Here is a 17,849-nt window from a genome sequence, read left to right on the forward strand (position 1 = left end):
TTGTATTTTATAAATGAATTTAAATCCTAAGTGTCTGCAATTACTTGTTATTAAGCTTATGTGATGTTGGTTATCCATACAGTCAATTTTGAATTTAAAAGGCTGATAACATGGCTTTGAATTTAAATTTAAAAGTTAGTTCAAATTTGAATTTAAAGCATCTTGTGGATAAGTTTTTAAATTCAAAACTTACAAATAAATTTAAAAGTGAAGAAAATATGAATTTAAATTTTACGTATTTGTGCTTTAATTTTATCCACAAGCTGATAAGGTGAATAGGAACATAATTCGAAATATAAGTATTCAAGGGTACTATGCAACGGCTTGCACTTTTTCTTGGCTCAATCGTTCTGGCTGCCTCTCAGGCACAGGCTGAACTGATCATTAATGGACAGCGTGTAAGTACATCAAAGCTGTCCTCGAGTCCTGGCATCTATACGCCAAGTTCCAGTTCATTTCAAAGCTGTCTGGCTGGATTAAAACCCCAGGCACTCGCTAAAGGTGTCCATGCAGCGACCTATGACCGATATACTCAAAATTTAACCCCTGATTATTCTGTAATTGAAAGACTCAACTATCAGCCAGAATTCTCAACGCCAATTTGGGACTATCTGTCTGGTCTGGTCGATGAGGAGCGCGTACAGCAGGGTCGTCAGAAATTACAGCAGCATCGCGACGTATTAAATCGAGTTAGTGCTGCTTATGGCATTCCGGCTGAAACTGTGGTGGCAGTCTGGGGCGTGGAAAGTAATTATGGTGATATTTCTGGTAAATATCCTTTATTGCAGGCACTCGGTACTTTGAGTTGTGAAGGTCGTCGTCAAAGCTATTTCCGTGGTGAGTTCTTTACTACCATGAAGCTGTTGCAACGTGGTGATGTCTATGAAAACCAGCTTAAAGGTTCATGGGCAGGAGCTTTTGGTCATACCCAGTTTATGCCATCCACTTATGATGAACTGGCGGTCGATTTTGATGGTGATGGGCGTCGTGATCTCGTCAGCAGCATCCCGGATGCCTTGGCTTCAACAGCCAACTTCTTGAAAAAACGCGGCTGGCAAACCGGGCAGCCATGGGGTTTTGAAGTCAAAATTCCTCAAGGTATGTCAGTTTTGGGTGAAGGGCGTCGTAATAAAAAATCCTTGAGTAGTTGGATCAATCAAGGTCTGGTTCGTGCCGATGGTTCGGCATTAGTTCAAGGGAATTTATCGGAATCCTCTCAAGCTGGTTTATTGGCGCCTGCCGGTGCCAATGGCCCGGTGTTCCTGGTCTTTAAAAACTTTGACGCCATCTATAGTTATAATGCAGCCGAAAGCTATGCTTTAGCCATTGCACATCTGTCAGATCGTTTGCAAGGTAAAGGTGGCTTGGTGCAAACATGGCCAACCGATGATGCTGGCACATCACGTGCAGAACGTCGAGAGATTCAGCAATTTTTGCTCAATAAAGGTTATGACATTGGTGCAGTGGATGGTTTGATTGGGGATAAAACCCGTCAGGCGATCCGCCAAGAGCAGATCCGTTTAGGCTTAACTCCAACCGGACGGGCAGGTCAGCAGATTTTACGTGCGTTTCGGAATGAGAATGCCAAACTGATGATGCAATAACAGAGATGGAAAAAAGGTCTGCAATAATGCAGACCTTTTTATACCTATATATAGTTATAAGAGTTCATGAGATTAAACTGCTGTAATCGTACCGAGCACACGATAGCCTGAAGCCCCGGTCACAGCTGGCAAATTGCCACTCAGCTGATTCATAAAGCGCATCGCCAGCCAGGCAAAGGCAGTACCTTCGACCCATGTTGGATTTAAGCCTAAATCAGCTGTGGTTTGCACACTCCAGTGATGTTTGCGCAAACGCCAGCGCAGCTGTTCCAGTAGATGTGAATTATAAGCACCACCTCCACAAACATAGACTTCACCTGTATCCAGACCAGAGCGATAAATCGCTTTTTTAATGGCACGTGTGGTGAGCTTCATGAGCGTCGCCTGAACATTTTCTGGAGTATCTTCCAGCTCATCATATTCTAAAGCGCTACGCCAGTCGGCAATCTGTTCATCCAGCCATTCTAGGTTGAAGTCTTCACGGCCAGTACTTTTAGGGGGTTCTTTGGAGAAAAATGCATGTTCCTGCAAACGATCTAACAGGCTACGGATGGGTGTACCATAGGCTGCCCAGTTGCCATTTTCATCAAAAGGCTGGCCGGTATAACGCTCACACCAGGCATCCATCAGAATATTGGCTGGACCAGTATCAAAGCCGTAGACTTGATCTGGCTGACCGGCAGGTAGAATACTGACATTGGCAATACCGCCCAGGTTTAGAATCACCCGGTGAATGCTGTCATGCTGAAAAATATCCTGATGGAAAGCCGGAACTAGCGGTGCACCTTGGCCACCAGCCGCCAGGTCACGGCGACGGAAATCGGAAATCACTGGAATCTGGGTAATTTCAGTAATAATGTTTGGATCACCGATCTGCAGTGTAAAACCATGTTCAGGACGGTGGCGAATAGTCTGTCCATGTGAGCCAATGGCTTTGATTTGTGTGCGATCCAGCTTATTTTTTTCTATCAGCGCATTAATACCATGACCAATCATCTGTGCCAGCGCAACATCTGCTTTACCCATGCGGTCAATTTCATTATCGCCTGGCAGTGTAAGCGCCATCAATTCATCACGAAGATCATGATCAAAAGGTAGGGTGAGGGTGGCATGAAGCTGGAGTGGATCAAAAGAAGCAGCAACAATATCGACACCATCCATGCTTGTGCCGGTCATTACCCCAATATAGATCGCTGTCATGGTTATTCTTAAGCCTGCAATATGCTGAAAAAGTGTTAGTATATCGCACAAATTGAATAACTGATGTATTTGGGTTTTGTGATGTCAAATTTCCTGCCGGCTGAAGAACAACTTGCCCTCATCCAACGAGGCACACACGAAATTATTTCTGAAGAAGATCTTCTAAAGAAATTAAAGCAGAATCGTCCACTAAAAATTAAAGCGGGTTTTGACCCCACTGCACCTGACTTGCACTTAGGTCATACTGTACTGATCAATAAGCTAAAAGTGTTCCAAGACCTGGGCCACGAAGTTTTCTTCCTGATTGGTGACTATACTGCGATGATCGGTGATCCAACCGGCAAAAGTGCAACACGTCCACCATTATCGCGAGAGCAAGTTTTAGAAAACGCTAAAACTTATCAAGAACAAGTATTTAAAATTCTTGATCCAAACAAAACCAAAGTGGTGTTTAACTCGGAATGGTTTGCACAAAAAACTGCTGCTGATCTGATTCAACTGGCATCACAGCAAACTGTTGCCCGTATGCTTGAGCGTGATGACTTCACAAAACGTTATAACAACCAGCAACCGATTGCGATTCATGAATTCCTGTATCCACTGGTACAAGGTTATGACTCAGTAGCACTAGAAGCAGACGTAGAGTTGGGTGGTACAGACCAGACCTTTAACTTGTTGATGGGTCGTACTCTTCAGGGGCGTTATGACCAGGAGCCACAAGTCTGTATTACAGTACCAATTCTTGAAGGTTTAGATGGCGTTAATAAAATGTCTAAATCTTTAGGTAACTATATTGGCGTATTTGATGCGCCGGGTGCAATGTACCAGAAAGTACTGTCAATGCCGGATTCGTTGATTGAGCGTTATTTCGATCTGCTTAGCTTCAAATCTGTAGAGGAAATTCAGGTATTGCTGAAAGAGATTGAAGAAGGTCGTAATCCACAGGAAGTGAAACGCATTCTTGCACTGGAACTGGTTGAGCGTTTCCATGGAAGCGAGGCTGCTGAGCATGCACATAAAGGCGCGGGTAATATCATTACTGAGGGTGAACTTCCTGAAGGCACACCGGAAGTAACCATTTCATTAAGCGAGTTCGGTGGTGAAATCTTTATTACTTCAATCCTGCGTGAAGCGGGTCTGACTAAAAACTCGGCACAAGCCAAAGATGCGCTGGGTCGTGGTGCAGTAAAAGTAGACTGGCAACCAGTTGATACGTCTTTTTCTGTGAAAGAAAACGTGACTTTGATTGTTCAGGCGAGCAAAAAAGCGATTGCAAAAGTGACCTTTGTTAATTAAGACACTTTCTAAGTTATTGAATTAAAAGCAGGCTTCGGCCTGCTTTTTTTTATATGACTCTATATTCAAAAATCAAATAAGCAAATTCAAAAAAAACCTTATAAAAACAAGAGTTAAATTTTGCCGAATCCCTTGCGTTTCCCTATTATTATGTATAAGATTTATTCATCTAGAGAATTCGCTTTAAGCACATCTAGAGGGTAGTGGTAATAATAAATAACTCCACAACTTATAGTCTCTTCCCCAAGAGACTTTTTTTAAGATACTGAAGCAAATAACTATAATAATGACATACTGGATCGGGTAAAGATTCAATTCCGAGGGAGAGATTTTGGGAGAGATCTCTTCCTTTTTTATTTGAAAAACTCCACTTTTCCTTTCTATATTATCTTTTAAAAATCAAATTTTTTATTTGCTTTAAATCCACTACAGATCGCCGGATAGATACTGACATCCAGAAAGTTATCAGTATGCTGATCACATCAGGTCTCAAAGAAGATCTAGAAATTTAAAATAAGAGGGTAAGCAGTGTTTATGTATCACTATCGGACTCAGGATATTTTTGATCAGGAAATTGATTTTATTTTACGTTTTCTATTTGAATACGATACGCCTGAGCAGAAACAGAAATCTTTTAAACAGGCATATACTTTATTACAGCAACTCGATCTCGCATCACACTATCTTCTCTTTTCCTTAGTCAAAGAGCGGTTACCTCGTCGGGCTAAATTGTTATTTGCTGCTGAGGACTATAAAGGTAAGAAAGAAGTGATTGAAGAAGTCATGCATCACTGGGTGGGACATAAGTATCGCCAATACGTAGCTTAGCTATCTTAATATTCTCTTTGGCTTTATATAGATATTAAAAAGTCAGGTTTCGTAACTTATATAAAGCTGAATACGGCTGATTCGACTATTTTTACTTTTTAAAACCTGGAACTAGAAAAAGAAGTCGCTATGAAAGCAGCAAACTGACTTTACTGATAGGACCTATATCTATTAGTCGGATAGAAAATAGCAAAATATGTAAGCTGATATAAGCAAGTTTTGAAAAATTCTGAATACAGAGCTGAAATTTCACAGTCTTATTAAGATTTAGTACTTTTTTGAGAGCTATTAGGTCTTAATGAAAATAACCGTTTTAAAATGAATTGCACTGAATACAGGTTTTATTTCAAAAAAACGGTTAAATTTTAGATAAAAAAGCGATTTTTTAGTGATTTTCGTAGAAAAAAGATACATACGTGAAAAATATAGTGAATTGGGGGTTGCAATGATTCTGAAATCCTCTAGAATGCACCCATACCGACGAGATACACGGTGATGAACGAAGCGAGATGCTGAGTTATCCGGTGTTTTAAGTCCAGCTTCTGGCACTGACGAGGTGTTAGAAAGATCATTAAGAGATTATGAAGAACAACTTGTGTGGATTTTTACTGGTTGATTGATCGAAATTATTTTCATTGATTGATGGTAGAAATTACTCGAAGTTTATTTGAGAAATATTTGTCAGAAAATTGATGAGCCAAGATTTGGTGCTTTGAATAAAGCACTATTGATTTTAAACTGAAGAGTTTGATCATGGCTCAGATTGAACGCTGGCGGCAGGCTTAACACATGCAAGTCGAGCGGGGAGATGTAGCTTGCTACATATCCTAGCGGCGGACGGGTGAGTAATGCTTAGGAATCTGCCTATTAGTGGGGGACAACGTTCCGAAAGGAACGCTAATACCGCATACGCCCTACGGGGGAAAGCAGGGGATCTTCGGACCTTGCGCTAATAGATGAGCCTAAGTCGGATTAGCTAGTTGGTGGGGTAAAGGCCTACCAAGGCGACGATCTGTAGCGGGTCTGAGAGGATGATCCGCCACACTGGGACTGAGACACGGCCCAGACTCCTACGGGAGGCAGCAGTGGGGAATATTGGACAATGGGCGGAAGCCTGATCCAGCCATGCCGCGTGTGTGAAGAAGGCCTTTTGGTTGTAAAGCACTTTAAGCGAGGAGGAGGCTCCTTTAGTTAATACCTAAAGAGAGTGGACGTTACTCGCAGAATAAGCACCGGCTAACTCTGTGCCAGCAGCCGCGGTAATACAGAGGGTGCGAGCGTTAATCGGATTTACTGGGCGTAAAGCGTGCGTAGGCGGCTTTTTAAGTCGGATGTGAAATCCCTGAGCTTAACTTAGGAATTGCATTCGATACTGGAAAGCTAGAGTATGGGAGAGGATGGTAGAATTCCAGGTGTAGCGGTGAAATGCGTAGAGATCTGGAGGAATACCGATGGCGAAGGCAGCCATCTGGCCTAATACTGACGCTGAGGTACGAAAGCATGGGGAGCAAACAGGATTAGATACCCTGGTAGTCCATGCCGTAAACGATGTCTACTAGCCGTTGGGGCCTTTGAGGCTTTAGTGGCGCAGCTAACGCGATAAGTAGACCGCCTGGGGAGTACGGTCGCAAGACTAAAACTCAAATGAATTGACGGGGGCCCGCACAAGCGGTGGAGCATGTGGTTTAATTCGATGCAACGCGAAGAACCTTACCTGGCCTTGACATACTAAGAACTTTCCAGAGATGGATTGGTGCCTTCGGGAACTTAGATACAGGTGCTGCATGGCTGTCGTCAGCTCGTGTCGTGAGATGTTGGGTTAAGTCCCGCAACGAGCGCAACCCTTTTCCTTATTTGCCAGCGGGTCATGCCGGGAACTTTAAGGATACTGCCAGTGACAAACTGGAGGAAGGCGGGGACGACGTCAAGTCATCATGGCCCTTACGGCCAGGGCTACACACGTGCTACAATGGTCGGTACAAAGGGTTGCTACCTCGCGAGAGGATGCTAATCTCAAAAAGCCGATCGTAGTCCGGATCGCAGTCTGCAACTCGACTGCGTGAAGTCGGAATCGCTAGTAATCGCGGATCAGAATGCCGCGGTGAATACGTTCCCGGGCCTTGTACACACCGCCCGTCACACCATGGGAGTTTGTTGCACCAGAAGTAGGTAGTCTAACCGCAAGGAGGACGCTTACCACGGTGTGGCCGATGACTGGGGTGAAGTCGTAACAAGGTAGCCGTAGGGGAACCTGCGGCTGGATCACCTCCTTAACGAAAGATTGACGATTGGTAAGAATCCACAACAAGTTGTTCTTCATGACGATGTATCTGAGGGTCTGTAGCTCAGTTGGTTAGAGCACACGCTTGATAAGCGTGGGGTCACAAGTTCAAGTCTTGTCAGACCCACCATCTGCAAACAGAAAATCAGAACATTGAATCCTATATGATAAGCTGGGGACTTAGCTTAGTTGGTAGAGCGCCTGCTTTGCACGCAGGAGGTCAGGAGTTCGACTCTCCTAGTCTCCACCAAATTTCAAGATAAGAAAAGCATGCTTTTCCTTGAAATTTAAGCAAGAAGCTACGCTTCGCGCAGTTGAAAGACTACGTAGTAAGCAAACGAACTGATAGCTTATAGAGCTTAGTGATTAAGTTGCGTATAATGCGCGGCATTGTTATTAAGCTCTGTGATTTATCACAGTTGACTGTAGTCCGACGAGGATACAGTGAATCATTAACAGAATATATTTGAGTTGAAATAATTTGTTCAAACTCGTTTTAAGATCAACATTAACAGTAATTTATTACTGAGACATGAAGATTAAGAAATGAGTTCTAGCGATTAAACTGAATCAAGCGTTTTGGTATATGAATCTAATTGAAGCTGTACAGTGCTTAAGTGCACGAAACTCTAACTGTGAGAAAGGCTAGTTTACTAGTTGATCTTGTTGTTAATCTTACTTGTAAGGATTAACGACTGTTTGGGGTTGTATAGTCAAGTAATTAAGTGCATGTGGTGGATGCCTTGGCAGTCAGAGGCGAAGAAAGACGTGATAGCCTGCGAAAAGCTCCGGGGAGGCGGCAAATATCCTGTGATCCGGAGATGTCTGAATGGGGAAACCCACCTGGTATAAGCCAGGTATCGTATGATGAATACATAGTCATACGAGGCGAACGGAGGGAAGTGAAACATCTCAGTACCTCTAGGAAAAGAAATCAATTGAGATTCCCTCAGTAGCGGCGAGCGAACGGGGAACAGCCCATTAAGTCATATCAGTTTTAGTGGAATGCTCTGGGAAGTGCAACCATAGTGGGTGATAGTCCTGTACACGAAAGGGCTGATATGATGATGTCGAGTAGGGCGAGGCACGTGAAACCTTGTCTGAATATGGGGGGACCATCCTCCAAGGCTAAATACTCCTGACTGACCGATAGTGAACCAGTACCGTGAGGGAAAGGCGAAAAGAACCCCTGTGAGGGGAGTGAAATAGATCCTGAAACCGCATGCATACAAGCAGTGGGAGCCGACTTGTTCGGTGACTGCGTACCTTTTGTATAATGGGTCAGCGACTTATATTCAGTAGCGAGGTTAACCGAATAGGGGAGCCGTAGGGAAACCGAGTCTTAATAGGGCGTTTAGTTGCTGGGTATAGACCCGAAACCGGGTGATCTATCCATGAGCAGGTTGAAGGTTAGGTAACACTGACTGGAGGACCGAACCCACTGTCGTTGAAAAGCCAGGGGATGACTTGTGGATAGGGGTGAAAGGCTAATCAAACTCGGTGATAGCTGGTTCTCCCCGAAAGCTATTTAGGTAGCGCCTCGGACGAATACCATTGGGGGTAGAGCACTGTTTCGGCTAGGGGGTCATCCCGACTTACCAAACCGATGCAAACTCCGAATACCAATGAGTACTATCCGGGAGACAGACTGCGGGTGCTAACGTCCGTAGTCAAGAGGAAAACAATCCAGACCGCCAGCTAAGGCCCCTAAATTATAGTTAAGTGGGAAACGATGTGGGAAGGCATAGACAGCTAGGAGGTTGGCTTAGAAGCAGCCACCCTTTAAAGAAAGCGTAATAGCTCACTAGTCGAGTCGGCCTGCGCGGAAGATGTAACGGGGCTAAAACTATATGCCGAAGCTGCGGATTTGCAATTTATTGCAAGTGGTAGGGGAGCGTTCTGTAAGCCGATGAAGGTGGATTGAGAAGTCTGCTGGAGGTATCAGAAGTGCGAATGCTGACGTGAGTAACGACAAAGCGGGTGAAAAACCCGCTCGCTGAAAGACCAAGGGTTCCAGTCCAACGTTAATCGGGGCTGGGTGAGTCGACCCCTAAGGCGAGGCCGAGAGGCGTAGTCGATGGGAAATTGGTTAATATTCCAATACTTCTGTTTAATGCGATGAGAGGACGGAGAAGGTTAAGTCAGCCTGGCGTTGGTTGTCCAGGTGGAAGGTTGTAGGCATGTATCTTAGGCAAATCCGGGGTACTCTATGCTGAGAACTGATAGCAAGCTGCACTTGTGCAGTGAAGTGGCTGATACCATACTTCCAGGAAAAGTCTCTAAGCTTCAGTTAAACAGGAATCGTACCCGAAACCGACACAGGTGGTCAGGTCGAGTAGACCAAAGCGCTTGAGAGAACTCTGCTGAAGGAACTAGGCAAAATGGTACCGTAACTTCGGGAGAAGGTACGCTGCCGGCGGTGATAGGACTTGCTCCTTGAGCTGTTGGCAGCCTCAGAAACCAGGCCCCTGCAACTGTTTATTAAAAACATAGCACTCTGCAAACACGAAAGTGGACGTATAGGGTGTGATGCCTGCCCGGTGCTGGAAGGTTAATTGATGTGGTTAGCGCAAGCGAAGCTATTGATCGAAGCCCCAGTAAACGGCGGCCGTAACTATAACGGTCCTAAGGTAGCGAAATTCCTTGTCGGGTAAGTTCCGACCTGCACGAATGGCATAATGATGGGGGCGCTGTCTCCAGCAGAGGCTCAGTGAAATCGAAATCGCCGTGAAGATGCGGTGTACCCGCGGCTAGACGGAAAGACCCCGTGAACCTTTACTGCAGCTTGACATTGAACTTTGATCTTACTTGTGTAGGATAGGTGGGAGGCTTTGAAGTGGCGACGCTAGTTGCCATGGAGCCGTCCTTGAAATACCACCCTGGTAATATTGAGGTTCTAACTCTGTCCCGTTATCCGGGACGAGGACCATGTCTGGTGGGTAGTTTGACTGGGGCGGTCTCCTCCTAAAGAGTAACGGAGGAGTACGAAGGTGCGCTCAGCGTGGTCGGAAATCACGCGTAGAGTATAAAGGCAAAAGCGCGCTTAACTGCGAGACCCACAAGTCGAGCAGGTACGAAAGTAGGTCTTAGTGATCCGGTGGTTCTGTATGGAAGGGCCATCGCTCAACGGATAAAAGGTACTCTGGGGATAACAGGCTGATACCGCCCAAGAGTTCATATCGACGGCGGTGTTTGGCACCTCGATGTCGGCTCATCTCATCCTGGGGCTGAAGCAGGTCCCAAGGGTATGGCTGTTCGCCATTTAAAGAGGTACGCGAGCTGGGTTTAGAACGTCGTGAGACAGTTCGGTCCCTATCTACCGTGGGCGCTGGAAATTTGAGAGGATCTGCTCCTAGTACGAGAGGACCAGAGTGGACGAACCTCTGGTGTACCGGTTGTGACGCCAGTCGCATCGCCGGGTAGCTATGTTCGGAAGGGATAACCGCTGAAAGCATCTAAGCGGGAAGCCTACCTCAAGATAAGATTTCCCTGTGACTTTATGTCACCTAAAGAGCCGTTGAAGACTACGACGTTGATAGGTTGGATGTGGAAGCATAGCGATATGTGAAGCTGACCAATACTAATTGCTCGTGAGGCTTGACTATACAACACCCAAACAGTTGTTGTGTAACGCTCAATTGATTTCATATTGATCTAACGATCAAACAAAAACTTGATTTAGTGAACGCTAAAGAACAAAATACTGCAACTCAGATATTATCTGTTAAACTCATTTGACCAAGCATTGGCATCTAAATAAGACCAAACGCAAAGTCATAAACAGTTGTGCTGGCGACCATAGCAAGAGTGAACCACCTGATCCCTTCCCGAACTCAGAAGTGAAACCTCTTAGCGCTGATGGTAGTGTGGGGTTTCCCATGTGAGAGTAAGTCATCGCCAGCTCATTATTCTAAACACCCCCTTCAATAGAAGGGGGTGTTTTTTTATGGGAAGAATTTAATCAAATAAATGTTATTTATATGTCATTTCGACTGAAATATCACATAAAAATAAAATTGAGAGGCGTATACTAAACCAGTCTATGGAGCGGATATGTCCCCAAATTCATCTTCAAGCCATATTAAATATGGATCTTCTATCTTCTAAAACTTGAATATTCATGTAATTGTCTTTCCTAGTCTGCTATTAAATTAATTAAAAACTGAACCACACGGTCTAACTTTCTATGCCATTTTGCGACCTTTGTATAGTATTTGAGCAAAGCTCAGCGTGCTCAACTAGGGCTGTTGCGAAAGCATGGCGGGATAAATCAATAAAAATAAGATTAAATAGTTAAATGTCATGTGTCGCGGTTTAAAACAATGAAATTGAAAACTCACAGGAGGTGAGACGTCACAATGAATACAGTCAATGTGAATGAGGTCATTGATAAGGCCAAATTTACTCCATTTCACTTTAATGTCGTGTTCTGGTGTTTGCTGATTATTTTATTTGATGGTTATGACCTGGCAATAATGGCGTGGCTTTACTGCTCTTAATGCAGGAGTGGTCTTTAAGTGCAGTACAGGCGGGTATGCTGGCGATTACAGCACTTGCAGGCATGATGTTTGGCGCGATGATGTTTGGTACGCTGGCAGACAAGATTGGCCGTAAGAAAGTCATCATGATCTGTGTGGTGCTGTTTAGCGGTTTTACCTTTGCAGGTGGCTTTGCGTCTAACCCGACAGAATTCGGTATTTTACGTTTCCTTGTTGGTTTAGGCATTGGCGGTGTAATGCCGAACCTGGTGGCTTTAACTTTTGAATATGCCACGCTTACGTGCAACTTTGGTCACTACCATGTTCAGTGGTTATGCGGTGGGTGGTGTAATGGCTGCTTTATTAGGTGCATGGTTTACTCCTAATTTTGGTTGGCAAATCATGTTCTTTATCGCAGGTGTGCCTTTACTGTTATTGCCTCTAATCTGGAAATTCCTGCCAGAATCTCTGACATTCTTGGTGAAAGCGCAGAAGCATGATAATGCTCGTCAAATGATGCAGCGTTTAGATGATCAGCTCAGTTTAAATGACCAGACTCAATTGGCTTTAAGCGAGATTAAAATTGCTGAACCTGCTTTTGTGAGCAGCCTGTTTAAGCAGGGGAGTACCGCAAGCACACTGTTATTCTGGTTAGCCTTCTTTATGTGTTTACTGACACTGTATGCCTTAGGCAGCTGGTTACCGAAACTGATGATGGCAGCAGGCTATTCGTTAGGTAACAGTTTAATGTTCCTGCTGGCAATGAATATTGGTGCAGTCATTGGTACCGTAGGCGGCGGTATCCTAGCAGACAAATTCCACTTAAAACCTGTGATTATCACTCTATGTTTGTCAGGTGCAGTGGCATTATCGCTATTAGGCTTTAAATCTCCTCAACCTGTGATTTACTTCCTGGTTGCCGTGGCAGGTGCTTCAGCGATTGGTGGTCAGATTCTGCTTTATAGCTATGTGGCGCAATACTATCCATTAACTGTTCGTTCAACCGGTATTGGTTGGGCTTCAGCGGTAGGGCGTAGTGGGGCAATTGTCGGTCCAATCCTGATCGGGATGCTGCTGGGTATGGAATTACCACATCAGCTGAACTTCATGGCTGTTGGCCTACCAGTGGTGATTGTAGCCATTGCCGTATCACTGATTGTGCGTAAAGACCGCGTTGTAAATGCAGATCCAATGGCAGAGCCGAAGCTTAAAACTGTCAAGGCTTAATGACCCACTGGTTCTTATATTCATTTTTAATCTTTAAAAACGTTGAAACCCCTTCAAATAAGGGGTTTCAACGTTTAAATTCATAATTTTTAATAGAAATCAAAATATATTTCTTGCTTAGAAAAATTACTAAAAGACCCACTTAAAAATAGATTTTAAATATATAAAACAAGCATTTAAATATTAATAACAACGTGAATAATCACATAAATGTATATCTCTAAAGCTTTAATTTACCTTAACTATGGTCTTATTGTAACGCGAAATCCACTTCAGTATATTCGCTCGAACTGACTGTTTTGTCGTAATAGTCAGCAGGATTTATGGACAAGTACTCATGGGAGATGAGAACGATGACAACGGAAAAAATAGATGTTAATTCTGTAGTCGATAATGCGAAATTTACGCCTTTTCACTTCAATGTAGTTGCTTGGTGTTTACTCATTATCTTATTTGATGGCTACGATTTAGCAATTAATGGTGTGACGCTGCCACTCTTAATGCAAGATTGGGGCTTAAGCGCAGTACAAGCAGGTATGCTGGCCAGTACAGCACTTGCAGGCATGATGTTTGGTGCTATGATTTTTGGTTCGCTGGCAGACAAGATTGGCCGTAAAAAAGTGATCATGATCTGTATCGTGCTGTTTAGTGGTTTAACTTTCGCGGGCGGCTTTGCATCTAACCCGACTGAGTTTGGGATTTTACGTTTCCTTGCTGGTTTAGGCATTGGTGGTGTAATGCCAAACCTGGTAGCACTGACTTCTGAATATGCGCCACAAAAGATGCGTAGTACCTTAGTAACCACAATGTTCAGTGGCTATGCCGTAGGTGGTGTCATGGCCGCTTTACTTGGCTCATGGTTTACTCCAGATTTTGGTTGGCAGATCATGTTCTTTATCGCGGGAATTCCACTGTTCTTATTACCTGTGATCTGGAAGTTTTTACCTGAATCTATTTCATTTATGGTGAAACAAAATCGCCAAGCGGAAGCACGAGAGATTGTGCGTCGTATGGCACCAGATTTAAAAGTAACTGAAAATACAGTATTCACTTTACCCCAGGAAAATGTACCTGAAGCTGCGAACGTGGTTAGCCTGTTCCGCCGCGGTCGTGCAGTCAATACATTATTGTTCTGGGTAGCATTCTTCACTTGCTTGCTGACGATGTATGCACTTAGCAGCTGGTTGCCAAAACTAATGATGACTGCGGGCTACTCAATGGATAACAGCCTGATGTTCATGATGGTCATGAATGTGGGTGCAGTAGTTGGTATCGTCGGCGGTGGTATTCTGGCTGACCGTTTCCACCTGAAACCAGTACTGATGTTCCTGGGTATTATGGGTGCGATTGTGATGAGCTCAATGGGCTTTGCGTCTAACCAGTTCTTACTTTATATCTTGGTGTTCCTGGCTGGTGCAGCATCAATCGGTTCACAAATGTTGCTATACAGTTATGTAGCGCAGTACTACCCACTGGCAGTACGTTCTACAGGTATTGGCTGGTCTTCTGCGATTGGTCGTATGGGTGCGATTGTAGGTCCAATCCTGATTGGTGGCTTACTGGGTATGAACCTGCCTGCACACTTCAACTTTATGGCAGTCGGTTTACCGGTTCTGATTACAGCAATTGCGGTTGCATTGATCATGCATGAAAATGAGGCTAACAAGATTGGTTCAGTCGAGCCAGCAGTGTCGAAAGCTTAAAAAATTGAGTTTTAAAATGAAGCCTCCGAAAGGGGGCTTTTTTATGTTATAAGAATCTAATTTTTAAAAATAAATTCTAAAAGATGAATGAAGAACAATTAATAGCTGAAGCAATTTTGCAACTTAAACAAGAATCAAATGTTATTAAAGATTATATTTTCCCTATAGCTATGGCACTTGTTTCTTCATTAATTGGTGCAATAGTAGGGGTATAGGGTCTATTTAAGACAAGAAAAGCTAACTGCAGAAAGAAGAAAGCTAGATATACTTAATAAATGGATTTTGATCGCAGATGAAATACATCAATCATTACTTGCTACTAAATATAATTATTACGGTAATTTAACTTCACATCCCTATCAGAGATTTCTTGCTGTTCCATCAATTATTGGTATGGGTCAAAATTATCAATTCGAATATCATGAATTAGTTTTTATTACAGACCAAAAAGAAACTAAATGGTTGAACGTAGCCTATCTAAGAACTCTCTTCGCTAATTACAATACTTTGCTTTCAATGTGGAATATTAGAAATGAAATTAACGATAAAGTTCGTATACAGTTCTTTAAAGCTAATAATTTAAATATAGCATATGCTGATTTAAGTGATGAAGAAATAGAGTCAAAAATTAATCAAAGTGATTTATCTTGTTTAATTGATCTAACAGAACGTAGTTTGCGGCTTACCGATGACTTAATTATTGAGTTTTATAAATTTTTAAACGAATTTCCTGCAGCTGTAAGTAAGAAAATAGATTTAAATTTATTGAAAAATTATGGGTTTATATTACATCTTGATTTGAAAACGAATAAAGCAATTCATCTCTTACTAGAGGAATGTCCTTTACCTGATTATAAAAAAATATCAAAAATTACAGGAAGGACTGAAGAAGAACTTATGGCAAGATATAGTCCATTATTTAAGTAAAAATAGTAATGGGTAAAGTATATGGAATTCAATTCGATCTCCCCAATCCCTGAAGATGATGATGAACTACATCTTCCTGAACTGGTGTACTGGGCTTCAGTCGGCGACGTTGAACAGGTCGAGCAGGGCTTACAAGAGGGTCTAAACGTTAACTCCGCCGATAAAGAAGGCTATAGCGCATTACAGGCTGCTGCCGAAAATGATCATCTTGAAGTGGTAAAGTTACTGGTGAGTAAAGGTGCAGATGTCGATCATCGCAGTACTTATACTGCTTTAGAGCTGGCTGAAATGGCAGGTAATAAAGATGTCGTGGAATATTTAAAAAGCCTGAAAGGCAGCATTCCTAAATAAAAAGAATAAAAAAAGAAACCCCACAAGCTGGGGTTTCTTTTTGAGAACGGTTTAGGATTACGGAATAATATCCATATCCGCTTCCAGTTCTTCCACAATTGCAGTATTAAAAGCCGGTAAATCATCCGGATTACGTGAAGTAATCAGCACCCAGCCATTGGTATTGCAACGGTGTACTTCTTCATCGACCCATTTTGCACCGGCATTCTCTAGATCCAGCTTGATACTCTTATAAGAAGTCAGGTTTTTATCTTTGACGCGACCCGCATCAATCAGTGCCCATGGACCATGACAGATTGCCGCAATCGGTTTCTGGTTATCGGCAAAGTACTGGATGATGCGTTGAGCATCTTCATTGGTACGTAATTTATCCGCATTCACTGTTCCGCCAGGAATCACCAGCAGATCATAATCTTCTACACTGACTTCATGCATGGTTGTATCAGGTGTGTATTGTGCACTTGGCTTGCTGTCAGCTTCCATGGTGTGGACATCTTCATTTTTTTCTGCAGCATGAATCACCACAAAACCATGTGACTGCAAGAAATCCAGGGGCTGGACTAATTCATCGTGTTCAATGCCTTCGTTCGAGGTGATAATCAGAACTTTCTTGACCATGATTGTAAATCTCAATATCTGCAGGGGTCTTTAGCTTAGCAATAAGGCATTTTTAGAAATGTTGCTTTTTTAGCCGAGGACTGTAAGCATTTATAGAAGAAAAGCCTGATAGAACAACAGAGAAAAACAATAGATGGAAAAAAGCCCCGATATCCTATCGGGGCTTTTCCGTATTTCGTGATTTAGGTATAACTCCTGTCGTACCTCACGTCCTGGTGCATCTGCTTATTTTTGTTTTTATGTTTTGGAGCATCCTGCTCTCTATGGGTTTAAGATACTGCAGCTTAATGTAGCTTGAAAGACGCAGATAACAGCTTATGTTGTACGCCTGGGCTTACAGAATGTAAGTGGTATTATGTAAGTCATTCTTTTCATTAAAAGTGCATGTCCAGACCAATATAAGGACCTTTAAATTCCAGCTGAAGATCTGGCACATTATTTTGCTCCGCATCAATTTTCATCATGCGATAACCCAGTTTGGCACCAAGGTCTACCGCTAGATTATCAATAAAGTCGTATTGAAGTTCAGCTTGTACATCGGTCTTTTTAGTGTCGCTGCCATGGCTGTAAACAGCTTCAGCTTTGGCGCTCATCCCGGTAAATGGCAGTTTGACACCTGCTGTTGCGTAGAGCAGAGGGCTGTATTCATCCAGATCATATTGGCTTAAAGCACCGGCGTTCAGGTTTTTCACCGTACCATCTAAGTTTGTTAAGCCGACACCGACATCCGCATGCACAACCGTATCCAGCAATTCGTAATACAGAATATAGTCAATATTGTTCAGCTCGATATCTGAAGCATTAAGTACAGTGCTTTGCTCGCTGTTGCTGTCGAGATTTACATATTTGATTTTCGCATTTGGCAACAACGGTACCGGATGTTCCAAAGCTACAGACAGCTGTGCCGTACCTTGACGGTCCAGATCATGTTTATTGGCATTGTCAGACTGGCTATATCCGTCAAAATTCCAGTAGCTGGCATCTGCTTTCAGACCAATGATATCGGCATGGCTGACGCTACTCAGCGCCAGTCCGCATAATAAAGTATTGATGATTCTTGCGTGCATAGGTTGAATTTCCTTGTGCTTGACTCAAATTGAGCAGTTTTATGACCTAAATCCATATTTTTAGTATTTCTGGCTAGCTGCATCATATAGGTAATTTTCAAAATGTATATGGCAGCAAGTAGGGAACCATCCAGTCAGATTGAGCTTAATTGTTCAGTTTTATTTTGCTAGATCTAGAACAATTGCATAGCAGGCTTTTCAGCCATTTCAATCAAGGTCTACATTTTAAAAACGCATGTCACTGGATCTTGAGCATATAATCAAATATA

10 protein-coding genes, 2 tRNA genes, 3 rRNA genes and 1 pseudogene are annotated in these 17,849 nt (G+C 43.1%); 13 read left to right on the forward strand and 3 right to left on the reverse strand.

All coding sequences use genetic code 11. The annotated features are described in order from the left end of the window. Nucleotides 1-314: 314 nt before the first annotated feature. Nucleotides 315-1,604 (forward strand): lytic murein transglycosylase, encoded by a 1,290-nt coding sequence (locus HADU_RS12455; protein ID WP_008306952.1) that lies wholly within the window; start codon nucleotides 315-317, stop codon nucleotides 1,602-1,604. Between the two features lie 72 nt (nucleotides 1,605-1,676). Here the strand turns inward: HADU_RS12455 and HADU_RS12460 are convergent, their stop codons facing one another. Beyond that, nucleotides 1,677-2,804 carry an anhydro-N-acetylmuramic acid kinase gene (locus tag HADU_RS12460; RefSeq protein WP_004813956.1) on the reverse strand — a complete coding sequence of 376 codons (1,128 nt, stop codon included), beginning with the start codon at nucleotides 2,802-2,804 and terminating at the stop codon, nucleotides 1,677-1,679. Between the two features lie 63 nt (nucleotides 2,805-2,867). Here HADU_RS12460 and tyrS point away from each other — a divergent pair, with 63 nt between their 5' ends. From tyrS to HADU_RS12515, 12 genes and pseudogenes are all read left to right on the forward strand, one after another. Further along, nucleotides 2,868-4,100: a tyrosine--tRNA ligase gene (gene tyrS, locus HADU_RS12465; RefSeq protein WP_008306954.1), complete on the forward strand. Its 1,233-nt coding sequence runs from the start codon at nucleotides 2,868-2,870 to the stop codon at nucleotides 4,098-4,100. Nucleotides 4,101-4,634: 534 nt separating this feature from the next. After that, entirely contained in the window at nucleotides 4,635-4,928 is a 294-nt protein-coding gene (locus HADU_RS12470) for a hypothetical protein (RefSeq protein WP_008306955.1), read from the forward strand. A 735-nt stretch (nucleotides 4,929-5,663) separates the two neighbouring features. Next, nucleotides 5,664-7,201, forward strand: a 16S ribosomal RNA gene (locus HADU_RS12475). Nucleotides 7,202-7,262: 61 nt separating this feature from the next. Beyond that, nucleotides 7,263-7,339: transfer RNA gene (locus tag HADU_RS12480), tRNA-Ile, on the forward strand. Between the two features lie 44 nt (nucleotides 7,340-7,383). Next, nucleotides 7,384-7,459 (forward strand) — tRNA-Ala (locus tag HADU_RS12485). Between the two features lie 461 nt (nucleotides 7,460-7,920). Then, a 23S ribosomal RNA gene (locus HADU_RS12490) occupies nucleotides 7,921-10,814 on the forward strand. Between the two features lie 183 nt (nucleotides 10,815-10,997). Further along, a 5S ribosomal RNA gene (rrf, locus tag HADU_RS12495) occupies nucleotides 10,998-11,112 on the forward strand. The 16S, 23S and 5S rRNA genes sit together here with 2 tRNA genes alongside, the layout of an rRNA operon. Nucleotides 11,113-11,567: 455 nt before the next feature. Further along, nucleotides 11,568-12,914: pseudogene (locus HADU_RS12500) on the forward strand (MFS transporter). A 353-nt stretch (nucleotides 12,915-13,267) separates the two neighbouring features. After that, nucleotides 13,268-14,617 (forward strand): aromatic acid/H+ symport family MFS transporter, encoded by a 1,350-nt coding sequence (locus tag HADU_RS12505; protein WP_008306956.1) that lies wholly within the window; start codon nucleotides 13,268-13,270, stop codon nucleotides 14,615-14,617. Between the two features lie 83 nt (nucleotides 14,618-14,700). After that, complete coding sequence (locus HADU_RS16035; RefSeq protein WP_260396158.1) at nucleotides 14,701-14,832, forward strand: hypothetical protein; 132 nt, start codon at nucleotides 14,701-14,703, stop codon at nucleotides 14,830-14,832. A 67-nt stretch (nucleotides 14,833-14,899) separates the two neighbouring features. Then, nucleotides 14,900-15,544, forward strand: coding sequence for a hypothetical protein (locus tag HADU_RS12510; protein ID WP_004814056.1), 645 nt, complete (start codon nucleotides 14,900-14,902; stop codon nucleotides 15,542-15,544). Between the two features lie 21 nt (nucleotides 15,545-15,565). After that, complete coding sequence (locus HADU_RS12515) at nucleotides 15,566-15,895, forward strand: ankyrin repeat domain-containing protein (RefSeq protein WP_008306958.1); 330 nt, start codon at nucleotides 15,566-15,568, stop codon at nucleotides 15,893-15,895. 57 nt (nucleotides 15,896-15,952) lie between these two features. On the opposite strand, the gene HADU_RS12520 is transcribed toward HADU_RS12515, so the two are convergent. Both HADU_RS12520 and HADU_RS12525 read right to left on the reverse strand, forming a co-directional pair. Further along, nucleotides 15,953-16,513: a type 1 glutamine amidotransferase domain-containing protein gene (locus HADU_RS12520; RefSeq protein WP_008306959.1), complete on the reverse strand. Its 561-nt coding sequence runs from the start codon at nucleotides 16,511-16,513 to the stop codon at nucleotides 15,953-15,955. Nucleotides 16,514-16,887: 374 nt separating this feature from the next. Next, entirely contained in the window at nucleotides 16,888-17,580 is a 693-nt protein-coding gene (locus HADU_RS12525; RefSeq protein WP_008306960.1) for a TIGR04219 family outer membrane beta-barrel protein, read from the reverse strand. Nucleotides 17,581-17,849 lie beyond the last annotated feature (269 nt).

This window comes from Acinetobacter sp. HA (assembly GCF_000264725.1).
GTDB classification, from domain to species: Bacteria; Pseudomonadota; Gammaproteobacteria; order Pseudomonadales; family Moraxellaceae; genus Acinetobacter; species Acinetobacter schindleri.

Bases quoted from the DNA above. Each gene is read 5' to 3' on its own strand.
- tyrS (WP_008306954.1), top strand. From the start codon at position 2,868: ATGTATTTGGGTTTTGTGATGTCAAATTTCCTGCCGGCTGAAGAACAA.
- HADU_RS12515 (WP_008306958.1), top strand. From the start codon at position 15,566: ATGGAATTCAATTCGATCTCCCCAATCCCTGAAGATGATGATGAACTA.
- HADU_RS12525 (WP_008306960.1), bottom strand. From the start codon at position 17,580: ATGCACGCAAGAATCATCAATACTTTATTATGCGGACTGGCGCTGAGT.
- HADU_RS16035 (WP_260396158.1), top strand. From the start codon at position 14,701: ATGAATGAAGAACAATTAATAGCTGAAGCAATTTTGCAACTTAAACAA.
- HADU_RS12470 (WP_008306955.1), top strand. From the start codon at position 4,635: ATGTATCACTATCGGACTCAGGATATTTTTGATCAGGAAATTGATTTT.
- HADU_RS12520 (WP_008306959.1), bottom strand. From the start codon at position 16,513: ATGGTCAAGAAAGTTCTGATTATCACCTCGAACGAAGGCATTGAACAC.
- HADU_RS12505 (WP_008306956.1), top strand. From the start codon at position 13,268: ATGACAACGGAAAAAATAGATGTTAATTCTGTAGTCGATAATGCGAAA.
- HADU_RS12455 (WP_008306952.1), top strand. From the start codon at position 315: ATGCAACGGCTTGCACTTTTTCTTGGCTCAATCGTTCTGGCTGCCTCT.
- HADU_RS12460 (WP_004813956.1), bottom strand. From the start codon at position 2,804: ATGACAGCGATCTATATTGGGGTAATGACCGGCACAAGCATGGATGGT.